This window comes from Bradyrhizobium sp. SZCCHNRI20481, assembly GCF_032485055.1.
Taxonomy (GTDB): domain Bacteria; phylum Pseudomonadota; class Alphaproteobacteria; order Rhizobiales; family Xanthobacteraceae; genus Bradyrhizobium.
The window spans coordinates 155,622-171,897 of the sequence record NZ_JAUEUE010000001.1 but is presented as its reverse complement, the minus strand read 5'-3'; the positions used below and the strand labels follow the sequence as shown (position 1 = coordinate 171,897).

At 66.1% G+C, this 16,276-nt stretch carries 11 protein-coding genes; 7 read left to right on the top strand and 4 right to left on the bottom strand.

All coding sequences use genetic code 11. The features are described from left to right. Window positions 1–158: 158 nt before the first annotated feature. The 5 genes from QX132_RS00865 (at window position 159) to QX132_RS00845 (ending at window position 7,363) form a co-directional block, all read left to right on the top strand. On the top strand, window positions 159–1,475 hold the full coding sequence (locus QX132_RS00865; protein ID WP_316159862.1) for an N-acetylmuramoyl-L-alanine amidase: 1,317 nt from the start codon (window positions 159–161) through the stop codon (window positions 1,473–1,475). 230 nt (window positions 1,476–1,705) lie between these two features. After that, window positions 1,706–4,213, top strand: coding sequence for a penicillin-binding protein 1A (locus QX132_RS00860; RefSeq protein WP_315737782.1), 2,508 nt, complete (start codon window positions 1,706–1,708; stop codon window positions 4,211–4,213). Between the two features lie 117 nt (window positions 4,214–4,330). Continuing rightward, window positions 4,331–5,465 (top strand): peptide chain release factor 2 gene (gene prfB / locus QX132_RS00855; protein WP_316159861.1). Its coding sequence is split into 2 segments (ribosomal slippage): window positions 4,331–4,399 and window positions 4,401–5,465, totalling 1,134 coding nucleotides; the frame shifts between segments, so codons are not numbered across the junction. 2 nt (window positions 5,466–5,467) lie between these two features. Then, a complete protein-coding gene (locus QX132_RS00850; RefSeq protein ID WP_316159860.1) occupies window positions 5,468–6,349 on the top strand; it encodes an NAD(P)-dependent oxidoreductase in 882 nt (293 codons plus the stop codon). A gap of 111 nt (window positions 6,350–6,460) precedes the next feature. Further along, window positions 6,461–7,363, top strand: a complete 903-nt coding sequence (locus tag QX132_RS00845; protein ID WP_410052840.1) for a DMT family transporter — start codon at window positions 6,461–6,463, stop codon at window positions 7,361–7,363. A gap of 15 nt (window positions 7,364–7,378) precedes the next feature. Here the strand turns inward: QX132_RS00845 and upp are convergent, their stop codons facing one another. Continuing rightward, on the bottom strand, window positions 7,379–8,014 hold the full coding sequence (upp, locus tag QX132_RS00840) for a uracil phosphoribosyltransferase (RefSeq protein ID WP_315737785.1): 636 nt from the start codon (window positions 8,012–8,014) through the stop codon (window positions 7,379–7,381). Window positions 8,015–8,067: 53 nt separating this feature from the next. After that, entirely contained in the window at window positions 8,068–9,795 is a 1,728-nt protein-coding gene (locus QX132_RS00835) for a cation:proton antiporter (protein ID WP_316159858.1), read from the bottom strand. A 25-nt stretch (window positions 9,796–9,820) separates the two neighbouring features. On the opposite strand from QX132_RS00835, the gene QX132_RS00830 reads away from it, so the two are divergent. After that, on the top strand, window positions 9,821–10,375 hold the full coding sequence (locus tag QX132_RS00830) for a DUF3124 domain-containing protein (protein ID WP_316159857.1): 555 nt from the start codon (window positions 9,821–9,823) through the stop codon (window positions 10,373–10,375). Window positions 10,376–10,387: 12 nt separating this feature from the next. Here QX132_RS00830 and QX132_RS00825 read toward each other — a convergent pair whose 3' ends face one another. Then, window positions 10,388–12,538 (bottom strand): methyl-accepting chemotaxis protein, encoded by a 2,151-nt coding sequence (locus QX132_RS00825; protein ID WP_316159856.1) that lies wholly within the window; start codon window positions 12,536–12,538, stop codon window positions 10,388–10,390. A 772-nt stretch (window positions 12,539–13,310) separates the two neighbouring features. Here QX132_RS00825 and QX132_RS00820 point away from each other — a divergent pair. Further along, a complete protein-coding gene (locus QX132_RS00820; protein ID WP_316159996.1) occupies window positions 13,311–14,558 on the top strand; it encodes a LysM peptidoglycan-binding domain-containing protein in 1,248 nt (415 codons plus the stop codon). Window positions 14,559–14,765: 207 nt separating this feature from the next. Here QX132_RS00820 and QX132_RS00815 read toward each other — a convergent pair whose 3' ends face one another. Next, window positions 14,766–16,202 carry a PLP-dependent aminotransferase family protein gene (locus QX132_RS00815; protein ID WP_316159855.1) on the bottom strand — a complete coding sequence of 479 codons (1,437 nt, stop codon included), beginning with the start codon at window positions 16,200–16,202 and terminating at the stop codon, window positions 14,766–14,768. Window positions 16,203–16,276: the final 74 nt, after the last annotated feature.

Genomic DNA, 16,276 nt, shown 5'->3' with positions numbered 1-16,276 from the left:
ACCGCAACAATCGGTGGCCTTTAACGAAAATGACAAAATTTGGCGGTTAACCCCTGGGATTGGTTGCGGTAAGACCATCCCGCGGAGGCATCGATTTGGCAGCTGGCCGGGCGAATTACCTTTCTTTGCTGGGATGCGCGTCGCTGTGCGTCACGCAAATGTTATGTGCGGCCGTCATTCCGGCCCGCGCCCAGAGTGGGCCGGTCGGCCAGGTGCCGCCTGCTGTGGTCGGGCCCGGGTTCCCGATCGCCACCGATGCGCGGGTCGCCGGCGATTCCCGACAGACCCGATTCGTGCTCGATCTCGACCGGACGGTGCCGTTTCGAGCCTTCCTGCTCAGCGAACCCTATCGCGTCGTCGTCGACCTGCCCCAGGTCAGCTTTCATCTGCCCACCGGAGCCGGGACCAGCGGCCGGGGTTTGGTGAAGGCGTTCCGCTATGGGATGGTGATGCCCGGTGGGTCCCGCATCGTGTTCGATCTCACCGGCCCGGCCCGAATCGCCAACTCCACGGTGCTTGATGCCGCCAACGGTCAGCCGCCGCGGCTGGTGCTCGAACTGGAGGAGGTCGACGAGGCGACCTTCGCCCGCGCCATCGGCAGCGACAGTCGTCTTGCCGCCAGGCCTGCCGATTCGAGTTCGGCGACGGCGTCGGTCGCTGTCGCAGGAAACCCTGCGCCGCCGGCAGTCCGGCCGCCGCCGACCACGGTTGCCATCGCCCCCCCTCCGACGGATGGCCCGCCGGACACCCGGCCCGTGATCGTGATCGACCCCGGTCATGGTGGCGTCGACTACGGCACACAGGGCGGGGAGGTGCCGGAGAAGAATCTGGTGCTCGCCTTCGGCCAGGCGCTGCGCGACCGGCTGGAGCGGTCGGGCAAGTTCCGCGTGGTCATGACCCGCGACGACGACACCTTCATCCCGCTCGGAGACCGGGTCCGCATCGCCCAGAAGCAGTCGGCGGCGCTGTTCGTCTCCATCCACGCCGATGCGCTGCCGCGAGGTGAGGGCACTGCGCAGGGCGCGACCATCTACACGCTGTCCGACAAGGCGTCCGACGTCGAGGCGGAACGGCTGGCCGAGGCCGAGAACCGCGCCGACCAGATCGGCGGGGTCAATCTGACGGAGGAGCCGGCTGACGTGGCCGACATCCTGATCGATCTGGCCCGCCGGGAAACGCGGACGTTTTCCAACCGGTTCGCCCGTCTGCTGATGAACGACATGAAGACGGCGGTGCATATGCATAAGCGTCCGCTCAAATCGGCCGGTTTCCGCGTGCTCAAGGCGCCCGACGTGCCATCCGTGCTGGTCGAACTCGGCTATGTCTCCAATAAGGGCGATATGGGAAACTTGGTCTCCGACGCATGGCGGTCGCGCACGGCGGACGCAATGGCGCGGGCGATCGATGCCTTTCTGGCCAAGCGCATCGCCAATGCGGGCCCCGACAGGCCGGGGCCGGTACGCGCAAAGCCCTAGTTTGGCCACAGCAACATCCCTATAAACGTGCTGCGAGGCACCCGGAATCAGTGAAGATTCCTTCTCGGCAGACTTGTGATAGGCTTGACCGCTGATAGGCTTGACCGTGCGTTTCTCTGGCATGGGTCACGCGGCATTGCAGCCGACCGTGTGATTTTTGGCGGTAGCGCCCGCGGGTGCGCCGCGTCCGAGCCGAGAGACGAAACAAGAGTTGGAACGGATATTCGCCGATGCGCTTTCTGGTGCGGTTTTTGGGCTTCCTGTTCGCGGCCGGTACCGTCTTGTTCCTGGTCGGTGTGGCAGCAGCGGCCGGCCTGATCTGGCATTTTTCCAAGGACCTGCCTGATTACTCCCAGCTGCAGGATTATGAGCCGCCGGTGATGACGCGCGTGCACGCGGCCGACGGCTCGCTGGTCGGTGAATATGCCCGGGAGCGTCGGCTGTACCTGCCGATCCAGGCGGTTCCCAAGCTCGTCATCAACGCCTTCCTCGCCGCCGAGGACAAGAACTTCTACGAGCATGGCGGCATCGACTTCACCGGCATGGCGCGCGCTGCCGTGGTCTACGCCCAGAACTTCGGCTCGAATCGCCGCCCGCAGGGTGCCTCGACGATCACGCAGCAGGTCGCCAAGAACTTCCTGCTGACCAACGAGGTGTCGTTCGCCCGCAAGATCAAGGAAGCGCTGCTGGCGATGCGCATCGAGCGCACCTACTCGAAGGACAAGATTCTCGAGCTCTATCTCAACGAGATCTATCTCGGCTCCGGCGCCTACGGCATCGCCGCGGCGTCGCTGGTCTATTTCGACAAGTCGGTCAACGAACTGACGGTGGCCGAGGCCGCCTATCTGGCGGCTCTGCCGAAGATGCCGGGCAGCCTGCATCCGATCCGGAATCGCGACCGCGCCATCGAGCGCCGCAACTATGTCGTCGATCGTCTGCTCGAGAACGGCTGGATCAAGCAGGCCGACGCCGACAAGGCGCGCAAGGACCCGCTGACGATTGCGAGCCGCAACACCGGCGCCCACATCTTTGCAGGTGAATATTTCGCCGAGGAAGTGCGCCGTGACATCTTCGAGCGTTATGGCGAGAAGAAGCTCTACGAGGGCGGCCTGTCCGTCCGGACGACGCTCGATCCGAAGATCCAGGTCATGGCGCGCAAGGCCATGGTCGCCGGACTCGTGAGGTACGACCAGGAGCAGGGCTATCGCGGGCCTGTCTCCAAGCTCGATACTTCGGGCGACTGGGGCGTGAAGCTCGCGGACATCAAATCGCTCTCGGACATCTCACCGTGGCGGATGGCCGTGGTGCTCGAGACCAGCGACCAGTCCGCCCGCATCGGCTTCCAGCCGCCGCGCGAGCTCGGCGGCGCCGTGAGCAAGGAGCGCCAGACTGGCCTGATCACGCTCGACGGCGTGAAATGGGCGCGGGCTGCGACGGCCAATGGCCGTGGCAAGGTGCCGACGTCGGTCGCCCAGGTGCTGCAGCCGGGCGACGTGATCTATGCGGATCCGCTGTACAAGGAAGGCAATCCGGTCGAAGGCCAGTATCGCCTCGAGCAACTGCCCGAAGTGTCCGGCGCGATGGTTGCCATGGATCCGAATACGGGCCGTGTGCTCGCGATGGTCGGCGGCTTCTCCTTCGACCAGAGCCAGTTCAACCGGGCAACGCAGGCCTACCGGCAGCCCGGATCGTCATTTAAGCCGATCGTCTATTCGTCAGCGCTCGACAACGGCTATACGCCGTCGACCCAGGTCGTCGACGCACCGATCGAGATCGACCAGGGGCAGGGTGGCCAGGTCTGGCGCCCAGAAAACTTTACCAACGGCAAGTATCTCGGGCCCACGACCTTGCGCAACGCGCTGCGCCTGTCGCTGAACACGGTGACCGTGCGTCTGGCGCAGGACGTCGGCATGCCGCTGATTTCCGAGTACGCCAAACGGTTCGGAGTCTATGACGAACTGCCGAATTACCTGTCCTACGCACTCGGTGCGGGTGAAACCACGGCCATGCGCATGGTCACGGCCTATTCGATGATGGCCAATGGCGGCCGCCGGGTGAAGCCGACGCTGATCGACCGGATCCAGGATCGCTACGGCCACACCATCTTCAAGCATGATGCCCGCGAGTGCCGCGGCTGCGACGCGCCGGACGGCTGGAAGAATCAGAGCGAGCCGCAACTGGTCGACCGCCGCGAGCAGGTGCTGGATTCGATGACCGCCTATCAGATCACCTCGATGCTCGAGGGTGTGGTGCAGGCGGGTACGGCAACCGTGCTCAGGGAGGTCGGCAAGCCGATCGCCGGCAAGACCGGCACCACCAACGAGGCCAAGGACGCATGGTTCGTCGGCTTCTCGCCGGACCTCGCCGTCGCGATCTACATGGGTTACGACAAGCCGCGGCCGCTCGGTAAGGGTAATGCCGCGACCGGCGGTCATCTGGCCGCGCCGATCGCAAAAGATTTCATGAAGCTCGCGCTGGCCGACAAGCCGGCCACGCCCTTCAAGATCCCGGCCGGCATCAAGCTGGTGCGTGTCGACGCCAAGACCGGCATGCGGGCGAGCCCGGGCGACGGCGGCCGTACCATCATGGAGGCGTTCAAGCCTGGTACGGCGCCGCCGGACAACTACTCGGTCATCGGTGTCGCCGACGCCGATGGACGTGTGATGCCGTCGCAGGGCGGCGGCCAGCCTGATGCGGGCAGCTTCATCATCCGTCCGGGTACCGGTAGCCTCTACTAGACCGGCGAAACTGTGCTGGTGCGGTGCAGAGCGATTGCGCTTTGCGCCGAGCGCCGTTACATCCCCCTGTGAGAGATGATGCTGCGGCGCTTCGAGCCGTGGCCTGAAGAGAGCGACATGCGCGCCGAAATCGAGAAAATCGTAGAAGAGATCAAGCAGTCGGTCGGGCTGCTGAGGAGGCATCTTTGACGTCGAGACATCGACGGCAAGGCTCGCTGAGCTGAACAAGCTCGCCGAAGATCCCAATCTCTGGAACGACCCCCAAAAAGCTCAGCGGCTGATGCAGGAGCGGACCTCGCTGGAGGATTCGCTGACAGGCATTGGCAAGGTCGAGCGTGAGCTCAGCGACAACATCGAGATGATCGAGCTCGGCGAGGCCGAGAACGATCCGGGGGTCGTCACTGAAGCCGAGAATGCGCTCAAGGAGCTGAAGAGGGAGGTCGCGCGGCGCGAGCTCGAGGCGCTGCTGTCCGGCGAGGCCGACAAGTTCGACACCTATCTCGAGGTCCATGCCGGCGCTGGCGGCACCGAGAGCCAGGACTGGGCGCAGATGCTGCTGCGCATGTACACGCGCTGGGCCGAGACCCACGGCTTCAAGGTCGAGTATCTCGAAGAATCGCTGGGTGAAGAAGCCGGCATCAAGTCCGCGACCATCCAGATCTCCGGCCATAACGCCTATGGCTGGCTGAAGACGGAAGCCGGCGTGCATCGCCTGGTCCGAATCTCGCCGTTCGATTCGAATGCGCGGCGGCACACCTCGTTCTCTTCGGTGCAGATCTTCCCGGTCATCGACGACAGCATCAAGATCGACATCAAGGAGTCCGATGTCCGGGTCGACACGATGCGGTCGGGCGGCGCCGGCGGCCAGCACGTCAACAAGACCGAATCGGCGGTGCGGCTGACGCACATCCCGACCGGCGTTGCCGTGGTCTGTCAGGCCGGTCGCTCACAGCACAAGAACCGCGCTCAGGCCTGGGACATGCTGCGCGCGCGGCTCTACGAGATCGAGCTCAAGAAGCGCGAGGAGAAGGCGGCAGCCGATCAGGCAGCCAAGACCGAGATCGGCTGGGGTCACCAGATCCGTTCCTACGTGCTGCAGCCGTATCAGATGGTGAAGGATCTGCGCACCGGCGTGCAGACGTCCGACACCGCCGGCGTGCTCGACGGCGATCTCGACGAGTTCATGGCAGCGACCCTGGCGCAGCGCGCGTTCGGCACGACGCCAGGCGCTGCGATCGAGGACGTCGATTGAGCGTGGCGCGCGTTGCCTTCATCGGGCTCGGGCGCATGGGCCATGGCATGGCCGGTCGTTATCTCGACGCAGGCTATTCCGTCGCAGTCTGGAATCGCAGCCGGGCGAAGGCGGAGGATCTGATCGCGCGCGGCGCGCGCTGGTCGACCTCGCCAGCTGATGCGGCAATCGATGCCGATGCGGTCGTTACGATGGTGGCTGATGACGACGCCTCGCGCGCGGTGTGGCTCGGGCCGGATGGCGCCGCGGCCACCATGCGGGTCGGCACGATCGCGATCGAATGCTCGACCGTGTCGCGCGACCATGCGCTGCGCCTGTCGCGCGAGCTGGATGCGCGCGGCGTGACCTATCTCGACTGCCCGGTGACCGGGCTGCCCGACGCGGCCGCGAGCGGCAAGCTGACCTTGCTGGTCGGCGCCGACGCCGCCGATCTCGACCGCGCGCGGCCGTATCTGGCGCCGATCGGCTCGACCATTCGCCATTTCGGGCCCGTGGGCGCCGGGACAGTCTACAAGCTGATCAACAACCTGCTTGGCGCGATGCAGATCGCAGGTCTCGCCGAAGGCCTTGCGATCGCCGAGCAGGCCGGGCTCGACATGGGGCTCGTGCTGGAGGCGATCCAGGGCGGCGTCGCGGCGAGCCCGCAGGTTCTGCGCCACGCGCCGCGCATGATCGCGCGCAACTTTGCCGATGCCAGCTTCACGGCGGCGCTCCGTCACAAGGATGCAGCCTATGCGCTGCAGCTCGCCGAGGAGCTGCTCGGTGAGCGTCCCGTCATGGCCCAGGCAGCCGTCGATGCCTATGCGCGGGCGAAGGCGGCGATGCCGGATGAGGACGAAGGCCGCATGATCGAGCTGGTCTCGCGGCCAAGAGATACGTGGTAGAGCGCGACGTCTGCGCCGACGGAAAGCGGGTGGACCTTGCTCCGCTTCATCTGCAACGTTCACGCGGACATTGAACAGCGGTTTGCGGTGATGACATCCCCGAACGACAGGATGGACACGCGGGATTGGTCGCTGCTTGGGCTGCTGTCGCTGCTCTGGAGCGGATCTTTCATCTTCAACGGCCTTGCCTTGAAGGAATTGCCGCCGCTGACGCTGGTGCTGCTGCGCATCGTGTTGGCGGCCGCGATCCTGCTGCAGCTGTTGCGACTGCGCGGGCTCGGCTTTCCCAAGGGGTTTGCCGGCTGGCGACCGTTCTTTGCCGTGGCGCTGTTCAACAATGTCGTGCCGTTCTGCCTGATCGTGATCGGCCAGACGTTCATCACCTCCGGCCTTGCCGCCGTCCTCAATGCGACGACGCCGCTGTTCACGATCGTGGTGATGGCAGCCGCGGGAGAGGAAAGGCTGTCGGCCCGGCGGGCAGCGGGTCTGGTCGTAGGCTTCGTCGGCGTCGTGATCCTGCGAGGTGGGTCGGGGCTCGACGGCTCGGGAGGCGGCTACGGCTTTCTGTTCGGTCTCGGCGCGTCGCTCAGCTACGGTATCGCCGCGCTGCTGGTGCGCCGCCATCTCGCCCATTCGCCGCCGCTTGCGACCGCCACCTTCCAGCTCTCGGCTTCCAGCGTGATGATGCTGGCCATCGCCGCTGTCGTCGACCAGCCATGGCGTCTTCCAATTCCCGGACTGCAGACCTGGCTCGCCGTCATCGGGCTTGCGGCGCTGTCGACGGCCTTCGCCTATATCGTGTTCTTCCAAATCCTGCGCCGCTCCGGTGCAACCAACGTGACTCTGGTGACGTTGTTGATCCCGTTGACGACGATCCTGCTCGGGTCGCTGGTGCTCGGCGAAAGCATCTCGTTGCGGGAGATCGGCGGTGCGCTGGTGATCGGGAGTGCGCTGCTGGTGATCGATGGTCGCATCTTCAGCGTCATTCGTCCTTCGCCGCGACCGTCCTGCTGAACTGCTCGCGCACGATCACTTCGTGCCGAACATCCGATCGCCGGCATCGCCCAGACCGGGCACGATGTAGGCGTGGTCGTTCAGCTTCTCGTCGATCGCGGCGGTCCAGATCGGAATGTCCGGATGCTCCTTCTCGAATTGCGCGATGCCCTCAGGTGCCGCCAGCAGGCAGACGAAGCGGATGTCGCGGGCGCCGCGCGCCTTCAGCAGTTCGGCCGCCGCGCAGGCCGAATTGCCGGTCGCCAGCATCGGGTCCATCAGGATCACCGTGCGGTCGGTCAGGTCCTGCGGCGCCTTGAAATAGTACTCGACGGCCTGCAGCGTCTTCGGGTCACGGTACAGGCCGATATGGGCGATGCGCGCGGACGGCATCAGCGCCAGCATGCCGTCGAGGAAGCCGACGCCGGCGCGCAGGATCGGCGCAAGCGTCAGCTTCTTGCCGGCGATCTTCGGCGCCTTCATCGGCGCGATCGGCGTTTCGATGTCGACCAGCTCGAGCGGCAGGTCGCGCGTGACCTCGTAGGCCAGCAGCATGCCGATCTCGTTCAACAGCTCACGGAAGCCCTTGGTCGAGCGGTCACGCTCGCGCATCAAGGAGAGCTTGTGCTGGACCAGCGGGTGATCGACGACGTGAACGTTCGTGTTTGCCATGCTTCAAGTCCAGTGGAATCGGAGAGTCTGTCGGAGATGGATACGCGCCCGGCTCATGGCAGCACCTCGCGGCGATCGGCGAGCATGGCCTCGGCCTCGTTGCGGCGCTCCGACAACAGGCCGGCGCTGGCGTCCTGGATCAGGTTGAGCAGAACCTGCGCATCGCTGAGCCGCGGCACCGTCACATAGTCGGCGCCGGCGTCGTAGAGATCGTTGACGTCCGCGAGCAGGTCGGCGGTGGCGACGATCTTGGCCGTGGCATTGATGCTGCGGACGTGCCGCACCAGCTTTTCGTTATTGGCGCCCTTGAGCAGCGAATCCGGGATGCTCAGGATGATCAGTTCGGCCTGGCCGACCCCCGCATGAATCAGCGTGTCGACGTTGCTGATGTCGCCATAGGTCACCTGGATGCCGCGATCGGACAAGGTTCGGAATACGACCGGGTTGAAATCGACCACGCCGATCTGCTCCAGCAGCGCCGGCTGGCTGCGCTCGATTTCGCTGAGGAGGGCGCTGGCGGTGCGGAAGAATCCGAGCAGCACGATCGGACGCCCGGCGCCGTGTCCGCCCTCGTGGCCGGCCTCGCCATCCTTGCTTGCATCGAGGTCGCGCAGACCGATCCGCTTGAGCAGCGGGATGCTTCGCCGCGCGATCGGATCGGAGCGGACGATGACGAAGGTCGAGAGCACCGCGAGCAGCACGAAGGCAAAGGACGCCGCGCTCGACGTGCCGTTCTTGAGGTGACCGGCGGCGGCTCCGGTCTGGATCACCACCAGCGAGAATTCGCTGATCTGGGCCAGGTTGAGCGCCGGCAGCAGGCTGGCGCGCAGGCCCTGCCGCATCATGTACAGCGGCGTGAACGTGGTGAGCAGCCGGCTCGCCACCGTGAACAGCGCGATCACCAGCGCCAGCCCGACAACGGACATCGTCGGGATCGGGATGGTCATGCCGAGCGCGACGAAGAACAGCGTGATGAAGAAATCGCGCAACGTCGTGACCTTGGCGGTGACGTCGAGCGCATAGGGGAAGGTCGATAGCGAGACGCCCGCGACCAGCGAGCCCATCTCGCGTGACAGGTGCAGCCTTTCTGCGATCTCGCCGATCAGGAAGCACCAGGCCAGCGCGCCGAGCAGGATCAGCTCCGGGGTACGCGCGATGCGATGGAACACCGGCGGCAAGACGTAGCGGCTGAGGAGCAGGGCGATCGCGACCAGCGTGCCGGCGCGGGCGAACGACAGCAGGATCACGCTGACATGGAGGTCGTCGAGGCTCGGCTGCACCGCCAGGAACAGGATCGCGAACACATCCTGCAGCACGAGCACGCCGAGCGTGATGCGGCCGGGCAGGGTGTCGAGCTCGCGCTTCTCGTACAGCACCTTGACGATAATGACGGTCGAGGACAGCGCGCAGGCGACGCAGAGATAGAGCGCGTCGTAGCTTTCGGCGCCCATCCGCATGCCGATCGCGACGAAGAACAGGATGCCGAGCGCGGCGCCGCCGAGCAGCTGGACGCCGCCCGCGATGAGAATCACCGGGCCGGCGCGGATGATCTTCTTGAGGTCGATCTCGAGCCCGATCATGAACAGCATGAAGATCAGGCCGAGCTCCGAGATCACGGAAATCGACTCCTGGGACTTGACCCAGCCGGTGCCGAAGGGGCCAATGGCGAAGCCCGCGACCAGATAAGCGAGAATCGAGGGCTGGCGCCATTTATGCGCTGCCAGTCCAAGCACCCACGCAAACAGGATGCAGAGCGTGATGTCGCCGATCAGTTCATGCATGAAGCAACCCCCGAGGCGGCAACTTATGTCGTGCCGCCGCGCAAGGAAACCCGCAATCTGTCACATCCGGACCGGCGCATTCGCGCTGCTGCTCATCGCAGCTGCTGCGGTCGGCCCGGCGCAGGCCGCGGACGACGCGACCGCCGGTTTCGCGAGCTCGCTGACGCCAGTTCCGGCGGAGCCCGTCACGGTCACGGGCGCCGTCTATGTCCCCGTCTATTCCAGCGTCGCGATGACCCCGGGCCGGGTCCAGGCCGATTTCTCGGTGACGCTGAGCATCCACAACGCCTCCGAGCAGCGGCCGCTGATCGTCCGGCGCATCAACTATTACGATACGGCCGGCACGCTGGTGGAGGCGCATCTGCGCGAGCCCGTCGCCTTGAAGCCGTTCGCGACCGTCGAGGTCTTCGTGCCCATCAAGGACACCCGCGGCGGCACGGGCGCCAATTTCGTCATCGACTGGGCCGCGACCGGTGAGATCGCCGAGCCCGTCGTCGAGGCGCTGATGGTCGGCGGCATCGGCGCCGGCCATTACGCCTTCATCAGTCAGGGCCGCCCGATCCGGCTGACCGGGCGGTGAGCGCGGGGCGGCTCAGGCCGCCCGCACGTTGCCGAGGAATCGGTCGACCTCCTGCCGCAGCCGGTCGCTCTCCTGCGACAGCGACTGCGCCGCCGACAGCACGTTGCCCGAGGCAGAGCCGGTCTGCGAGGCGCCGCGCTGGACGTCGACGATGTTGGCATTGACCTCGGTGGTGCCGCGCGACGCCTCCTGGATGTTGCGCGAGATCTCCTGCGTCGCCGCGCCCTGCTGCTCGACGGCGGCGGCGATGGTCGAGGAGATTTCCGACAGCCGCTCGATCGTCGTGCTGATCTCCCGGATCGCCGACACCGATTCCTGCGTCGCCGCCTGGATGCCCGAGATCTGCTGGGCGATCTCACCGGTGGCCTTCGAGGTCTGCTCGGCGAGCGCCTTGACCTCGGACGCGACCACGGCGAAGCCGCGGCCGGCATCGCCGGCGCGCGCCGCCTCGATGGTAGCGTTCAGCGCCAGCAGGTTGGTCTGGCCGGCGATGGTGTTGATCAGCTCGACCACGTCGCCGATCCTCGCAGCTGCCTTCGAGAGCTCGTTGACGCGGTCGTTGGTGGTGCGTGCCTGATCGACGGCGCCGTTGGCGATGCGCGCCGATTCCTGCACCTGGCGGCTGATCTCGGTCACCGACGAAGTCAGTTCCTCGGTGGCCGAGGCGACCGACTGCACGTTCGTCGCGGCCTGCTCGGACGCGGCGGCCACGGTAGTGGCGAGCTCCTGCGAGCGCGTCGCGTTCGAGGTCAGCGTGCCGGCGGACGTCTCGAGCTGCGACGACGCCGAGGATACCGTCTGCACGATGCCGCCGATCGCGCTTTCGAATTCGCTGGCGAGCTTGTTCATTCCGGCCTTGCGCTTGACCTCGGCCGAGTGCTGCACAGCCTTCACTTCCTCGCTGTTGAAGCGGACGATCGCCTGCACGGTCTGCAGGTTGCGCAGCGCCTCGCCGAGCTCGTCGTCGCGCTCCACCGGGATGCGGTTGTCGAGCTTGCCCTGGCTGATGTTCTGCATCGCGTCGTTGAGCACCTTGAGCGGCCGCAGCACCGCGCGGATGCTCTGCAGGCTGAACGTAGCACCGATTCCGATACCCGCCAGGATCATCACAGAAATGATCGCGAGCACCACCAGATATTGTCTCTCGGCCTCCTCGTAGAGCGCCTTGCCTTCCTTCACCTGGATCTGAACGAGCTTGTCGAGCTCGTGCTTGGCGGCCTCGAACAGATCATGCCCCTTGGTGGCGATATGCTGGCTCGCCTCGTCGAACTTGCCCTGCTCGAGCAGAGCCAATCCTGGCCTGATGCCTTCCTCCAGATAGGCCTTGCGTCTGATCGCGAAGGCATCGGCGACGATCTTCTCCTCCGGCGTCAGGTAGCTCGCCATGTAGTCGGCCCACACCTTGGTGATCCTGGCGCTGTTTCCGTCCACCAGCGCCCTGATGCCGTCGATCGGTTTTCCGGCCTTGCCGTTCGCCGCCGCGGACTGTTGCGACGACATGTTCTGCAAGGTGCGATCGTTGATCTCGAGCAATTGCGCCAGTGGAATCGTGCGATCCTCGTACAGCGACTTCATGGCGACGTTGGTGGAGCGGGTCGACAGCAGGCCGGCCGCGCCGATGATCAGCATGAACACGCCCAGCACCGCGGCCAAGGTCGTCAGGCGCGCCCTGAGCGTACCCGTGAACAGCGACAGGCGGTCGAACACCGAGCGGCGGCGGATGACGCCCGCGCTGATCGCGTAGCCCTGCGCCTTGTTCTGATTCAGCAGCCCGTAGACCTTCTCGGCCTCGGCGCGCTGCTCGGCCGGCAGCTTGGTGCGGATGGAGGTGTAGCCCGTGATCTCGCCATTCTCGCGGATCGCCGACGCGGTCGCCTGCACCCAGTAGAAGTCACCGTTCTTGCGGCGGTTCTTGACGGCGCCGGCCCACGGCTTGCCTTGCTTCAGCGTGTCCCAGAGGTTGGCGAATGCGGCCTCCGGCATGTCGGGATGACGGATGATGTTGTGCGGCTGGCCCATCAGCTCGTCCGGCGTAAAGCCGGCGGCGTCGACGAACTGGTCGTTGAAATAGGTCAGCTTGCCCTTGAGATCGGTGCGCGAGACGATCAGCGTCTCGTCGGTGATCGGGTATTCGTTGGACGTGACGGGTAGATTCTTGCGCACGGATATGAACTCCAGCTGCCCAGTCGTATTCGGTGTCGGAATGCCAACCTTGGAACTAACAAGAGGCCCCAATCCGTTAAAGGTTGCGTAAAAGATGGGCACCGTAGGACTACGCGTTGTGCATTGCAGTGGGGCGGGAGCTGGGCACCACCTCAAACAACCAGCAATTGATACCGCATGCGAAATGCCTCGTGACGCATAAGCGTCCGAGCTTTGGGCAGCGAGCCCTCGAAACGAGGGCGCAGGGAATGCCGGGTGAAGGCCTCACCCATGGCCCGCCTGCGAAAAAAATGCAGGCGGCAGGTACCACAGGCAAAGCCGTAGCCGGCATTCCCTGCGCAATGGCTTTAACAACTTATACGCGATCTCCCCGGGGACCGGGCTTTCTTGCCCCCGTCATCCGCGCCGTGACTCTATCGGCACCGGCACGAACTTAGCGCCAGCATCGGGGCGCCAGGACCACGCGACTTCGTCGTCCGCGAGCGGCCATGCCCGTCGTGCATCGCAGCCCACGTCCACCGCAGCCCGCCCCAACGTCCGTGACGACGCGTACGCCCCTCGCAACGAGGCGGGATGGGGAGATCATACATTATTTCTGGAAAAAAGAAACAGCAAAATGGCGTGGGGGTATTCGGCTAAAGGGATGATGCCGAGCATGGGCCCGTTCAGCCGAATGATGGCGTTTCGGCGAACATGGTGCTAAGAGCGAACCGAGCATCCTGCTGGCGGAGCCGTCGTCTCCGTGTTCGCCGCGAACAGGACGGAGCTGCGCATGAGCACCGGAATCAGTCGAGGTGTGTTTTGGGCAGGCGGTTTCGTGGCCGCGCTCGCGACGGGCGCTGCCGCGATCGTGCTGGCGCCTGGTATCGATCTCGACCTTTCGATCTTCAAGCGTGAGCTGTCGGCCGCAAGCCCGACGGATGCTGCAGCACCGCGAGCGGCGTCTGCCCCAGCGGCTCCGGGCCGCGCGGTGGTGGAGCAGGAGCCGGCAGACCCGGGCGGCGCGAAGCAAGCTGCGGCCGCGCTGGCGACTGCCCGGCAACAGGCTAGCGGTCTGGCAGCGCTGTTGGCGCCGGTCGCGCCAGCCGCTCTCGACAGCGACGAGCCGTCGTTCGACGTGGTCAGCGTGGAGCCCTCGGGGGAGACCGTGGTCGCAGGCCGGGCCGCGCCCGGCGCGACCGTCGAACTGCTGCGCAACGGCGAGCCGCATGCGCAAACGGTTGCCGATCGATCGGGACAATTCTCCATGGTTCCGCCTCCCTTGCCGGCTGGAGCGTTCGACCTGACCCTGCGGTCACGGCAGCTCGACGGCCGCGAGGTGTCATCCAAGCAGAGCGTGGCCGTCGTGGTCGACGCCCGAAAGCAACCGCCTACGGTCGCGTTGATCGCGCCGGACCAGCCGACCCGCGTGCTGTCGAAGCCTGAGGGGGCGACGCCTCAGGCCGTGGCGATAGAGGCCGTGGACTTCGAGCCGAACGGAAATCTGCGCGTCAGTGGACGGGCCCGGCCCGGCGCGACGGTGCGGCTCTATCTCAACGATCGCCTGGTCAGCTCGGCCATTGCCGGTGCTGACGGTCGTCTCGCGGCGACCATCAAGGACGCCGCCTGGGGCAGCAAGGACCGGTTGCGGCTCGACGAGGTGGATGCCAAGTCGGGCACGGTTCAGGCCCGCGCGGAAGTGCCTTTGAACGTACCGGAGACGCTGACCACGGCCTCGCTGCCCGCGGCCGCCGGCCAGGGGAGCGCAGCCGCTCCCGCGAGCGCAAGCGCTCCAGGCGCGCGCACGCAGCTTGCGGCGGCATCGCCGGCTGACCTCAAGGACATGGCGGCATCACCCGCCCGCGGCGGTGGCGCCAGGACGATCACCGTGTCGCGCGGCGACAGTCTTTGGCACATCAGCCGGCGCCTGCTCGGCGAGGGCACGCGCTATGCGGTCATCTACCGTGCCAACCGCGAGCAGATCCGCCGGCCCGATCTGATCTATCCCGGCCAAGTGTTCGTGCTGCCGGCCAAGCGCTAGGCGGGGCTGAACTGACCGCTCGCGCAGATCCATGGTTGAACCATCGCTGTCATCGTCCGCGAAGGCGGACGATCCAGTACGCCGAGACGTCGCGGTTCGCATCTTCTGCCGCGGAATACTGGATGCTCCGCTTTCGCGGAGCATGGCGAGGGTGGAGACGGCCAGACTTCCACCGCCCATCAATTGCCGGCTCTCAGGAAACGGTGTCTAGGCGAGCGGCTCATGAGCCAGCTCCCCCAGCCGTTCGACGCTGCGCTCGATGCGTGCGTCCCAGTCGTGGCTGCAGCTCAGCCGCAGGCAGTTGCGATAATCTGATGTCGCCGTGAACAGGCTGCCGGGCACGAAGCAGATGCGTTCGCGGATGGCGTGGTCATAAAGTGCGTCGGAATTGAAATCCGAGGGCAGCTCCAGCCAGAGCACGAAGCCGCCTCTGGGGTCGGTCATCCGCGTCTCCTTGGGGAAGCTGCGGTCGACAGTGCGGCGCATGCGGTCCATGTTGGCGGCGAACACCTTGCGGATGCGCCGCAGATGGGCGTCGTAGCCGCCGGAGCCGAGGAAATCCGCCATCGCCTTCTGCGGCAAGGCCGCGCCGCTCAGCGACAGCGCGAACTTCGCGGCAAGGATCTGATCGTGGCGGCGGTTGGAGGCGAGCCAGCCGATGCGATAGCCCGGCGCGATGGTCTTCGAGAACGAGCTGCACAGGATGATGTCGGCCTTCGGGGCGATCGCGGCGAATGGGCGCGGCCGGTCGTCGCCGAAGCTGATGTCGCCGTAGATGTCGTCCTCGATCAGCGGCACGCCGTGGCGCGTGAGCACGCGGATGATGGCGGCCTTGCTGGCATCGTCGGTGCGCGTGCCCAGCGGATTGTTGAAGCTCGAGGCGAGCAGGCAGGCGGCGACGCGGCGCGCGCCGAGCGCCTTGTCGAGCGCGGCGACGTCGACGCCACGGGTCGGATCGGTCGGCAGCTCCAGCGCGCGCAGGCCGCGGGCTTCGAGCACCTGGAGCAGGCCGAAATAGGTCGGGGATTCGATCGCGACCGCGTCGCCCGGCCGGGTGGTGACGCTCAAGGCGATGTTCAGCGCCTCGGTGCAGCCGTTGGTGATGAGGACGCCATCGGGCGGCACGGCGTGGCCGAGGCGCAGTGCGCGCGCGGAGATCTGCGCGCGCAGCTCGGCATCGCCATGCGGATCGGCGTAGATGTTGTAGTGGCGGCCATGGACGCGGGCGCAGCGGGCGAGATGACGGTCGAGCCGCTCGGCGGCGAGCAGGCTGGCGCTCGGGAGGGCGCAGCCCAGCGGCGCATAGGTCGGGTCGCCGGCAAAGGCGAGCACGCTGAAGACGGGACTGGAGACGGCCACCGGGTTGGCGCGCTGCGGCGGCTGCGACGCGGTCGGCAGCGCGCGCTGCCGGTGGCTCCGCTGCGTGACGTAGAAGCCGGATTTCGGCCGGGCTTCGAGCACGCCGCGATCTTCCAGCAGGCGATAGGCCTGCACCGCCGTGGTCAGACTGACGCCGTGCTGGGCGGCGAAGGCGCGCACCGAGGGCGCGCGCATGCCCGGACGCAGGACGTTGTCGTCGACCAGCGCCGTGAGGTGGCCGGCGAGGGCTTCGTAGAGCGGCGAAGACGGGGTGCGCTGGTCCATACAGATCATCCAATCGCAAATCTGTACTGGTGGCAATCGGGCGTCTCTGTATCTGTCATCCCCAGCCCCCCGGG